Genomic DNA, 2,364 nt, shown 5'->3' on the forward strand with positions numbered 1-2,364 from the left:
GGGTTAGGCGTACCGCCCATTCCTTGAATAAGAAGCTCGGATCTCGACGCCCGAATCCCGAAGCTCAGGCTTCGGCCGGTCCGCACTTGCTGGAGACCCCGACGCAGACGTCCCCGCCCGTCACCTTGTGGACGAGATCCGCCCGTTTGAGTGACCCGGTGGACCAGCGCCAGATGGCGGGGGTGGAGATCCCGACGTCGGAGGTGAGCCGTTGAGCGGCCTGCGGCGTCAGGTGCAGGCTGCGGAAGGCACGCCACGACGTGAAGTCGTCGGCACTGGCGGGAGCGGCGAGCGAACCGACAAGAGCGACGGCTCCGAGAGCTGCGGCGGCGATACGGCGCATGAGAGGTGACCCTTCTGTGCGGGCGATTGAGGCATATCCGACTTGCCCCACTCCACTGATCGCCACGCGTGATGTCACTCGTACGTGCAGAGAAGCTCCGAGCTTCGGCAAGAACGAGCCTGCACGCCGCTTGGAGACGCACAGGCTCACCGCGCTACTTCACAGAGTGGATGGACCTGCGTACTCGCTCCAGCCGCACGACATGCAGACGTAGTTTGCGTCGCCGCCGTCAACTTCCTCTACGTTCATGGGACCGCATCCGTTCGGGCAGTCCTTCATGCCAATGGTCACGCGCTCGCCCCTTCACTTACGGTGACAGACGAACTGCCTACTCCCGTCCTCACCGGTTTGGATCACGGCACTCGCACACCCCTCCGGACATTGGGGCGGAGCAGCATGGGCGCTGCGCTCCCGCTCCGGGGGAAACCTGCAGACCGAGCAGTACCACAGCGGCTTGTAGGGATAGGTCACGTCCCACCACATCGGGTTATGGCAGCTTGGGCACCTAACCAGAGGCGGTGTGCTCCGACTGGTGTTCATCCCCGTATGATCCCGCGAATCCCTCCTGCCGGCCCTTCAATCACTCGTTCAGGTAACGGGCTTCAGGCCACCTCCAACGGCTCGTAGTACGTCTGCTCGTCCGTGCTCATCCCTGGCCGCAGCAGGTACGCCACCGCGGCGAAGACTTTCCCGCCGGAGTGGAACGAGACGGTGACCCCCGCATGCCGGGGACGCGCGTCCTCCCGTTGCGACCAAGCCTCCAGGCCGCTGATCTCGCGATTGCCCGATGACGCCAGCACGGCCATGAACCACCGCTCGACGTCCGCGAGTTTGATCTTTCCGCCGGACCCCAGACCGTCGGGAAACGCCATGGGGGCCACCGGCTCGCCCTCGACGATCTCCTCCGAGCCACCATGCTTCGCACCCGGAGCCAGCATCATGGGCGTGTGGAAGTGCGCGGTCGCCCCGGTCGCGAACTCGACCACGAACCCGCTCAGTTCGTTCTCGGACCGCTTGTCCAACCACTCCGAGACACCTGCGACCTGCGGGTTGTTGCCGTTCTTGATCAGGTCGATCGCGAACCGTTGAAAACGCGTGTTCCACATGCCGACTCCATCCCTCGCCGTCCCCGTGCGCCGGAGGCTACTCCGCCCCGCGCGGCGGCACGCCGGAGCTCGCGGGCGCTTCCCCCGTCAGCGCGATTTCTCCCGCCGCCCCGGCTGCTCCGGCTCCGGAATGCCGCTCACGGCCACCAGGACCTTCTGCCGTTTCCGGAAGCGTTCCGACAGGCACTGGAACACCCCGGCGTCCGCGTCCACCGCGTCCGGGCTGTGCACCACGACGATCTCCACCGCCTCGCCGTCCGCCGAGGTGTTCACCCGACGCCAGCCCTCCCGCCGTTCGAGCGGCAGGTCCGGCGTCGGCTCGATCACCGTGCCGACGACGCGCCACGCCCGGTTCTCCGCGTACGTGCGGCAGCTCGCCGCCTGCCGCGCCGCCTCGTGGGGATCGCCCACGGCCACGTACACGGTCGCGTGCGGCGGGCCGTGGCGGCACGGCTGCCCTTCGGTGTGACATCCGTACGAGATCAGCGACACGGAGGGGCTCCTCTCCTCAACACGGCTGCGTCGCAGCAGTGTTGCGCCATATCCGGCGGAGCGATACCTGGCACACCCTCTCGGCGTATCACCGTCAATTCGGATTAACGGCCTTCATGAACCGATTCGTAATGGGTCAGCCATGTGTGCCGCGCGGCGATCTCACGCTCGTACTCCCGCGCCGCCCAGGCCATGTGCCGCTCGGCGCGCAGCCGTACGCAGAGCGGGCACCGGTCGGCGACCCCTCCGACGACGACCCCCGGCCCCGATGCCAGCGGCAGCGAGATCACCTCTTCACTCACCAGCTCACGCTCCGGGGCGCGATCCCGAGGCTCGCGCGCTCCTCGTCGTTGGCGAGCCGCAGCCGCGAGAGATCCACCTTCCACAGCCCGCCACCGCCCAGCCCCCTCACCGTGAACGTCC

Annotated in this window: 4 protein-coding genes; all 4 read right to left on the reverse strand. The window is 67.3% G+C overall.

The genetic code is table 11. The annotated features are described in order from the left end of the window. Window positions 1–64: 64 nt before the first annotated feature. The 4 genes from K6I34_RS35765 to K6I34_RS35780 all read right to left on the reverse strand — a co-directional run bounded on the left by K6I34_RS35765 (window position 65) and on the right by K6I34_RS35780 (window position 2,243). The gene (locus K6I34_RS35765; protein WP_229332196.1) at window positions 65–343 is read right to left on the reverse strand and encodes a hypothetical protein; all 279 of its coding nucleotides are present in this window, start codon (window positions 341–343) and stop codon (window positions 65–67) included. Window positions 344–945: 602 nt separating this feature from the next. Then, entirely contained in the window at window positions 946–1,449 is a 504-nt protein-coding gene (locus K6I34_RS35770; protein WP_229332197.1) for a hypothetical protein, read from the reverse strand. An 87-nt stretch (window positions 1,450–1,536) separates the two neighbouring features. Further along, window positions 1,537–1,941: a hypothetical protein gene (locus tag K6I34_RS35775; RefSeq protein WP_229332198.1), complete on the reverse strand. Its 405-nt coding sequence runs from the start codon at window positions 1,939–1,941 to the stop codon at window positions 1,537–1,539. Between the two features lie 104 nt (window positions 1,942–2,045). Next, window positions 2,046–2,243 carry a hypothetical protein gene (locus K6I34_RS35780; protein WP_229332199.1) on the reverse strand — a complete coding sequence of 66 codons (198 nt, stop codon included), beginning with the start codon at window positions 2,241–2,243 and terminating at the stop codon, window positions 2,046–2,048. Between the last annotated feature and the right edge of the window lie 121 nt (window positions 2,244–2,364).

It is taken from the genome of Streptomyces sp. UNOC14_S4 (assembly GCF_020740835.1).
Classification (GTDB): Bacteria; Actinomycetota; Actinomycetes; order Streptomycetales; family Streptomycetaceae; genus Streptomyces.

Coding starts and splice junctions, on each gene's coding strand:
- K6I34_RS35765 (WP_229332196.1), bottom strand. CDS start 343: ATGCGCCGTATCGCCGCCGCAGCTCTCGGAGCCGTCGCTCTTGTCGGT.
- K6I34_RS35770 (WP_229332197.1), bottom strand. CDS start 1,449: ATGTGGAACACGCGTTTTCAACGGTTCGCGATCGACCTGATCAAGAAC.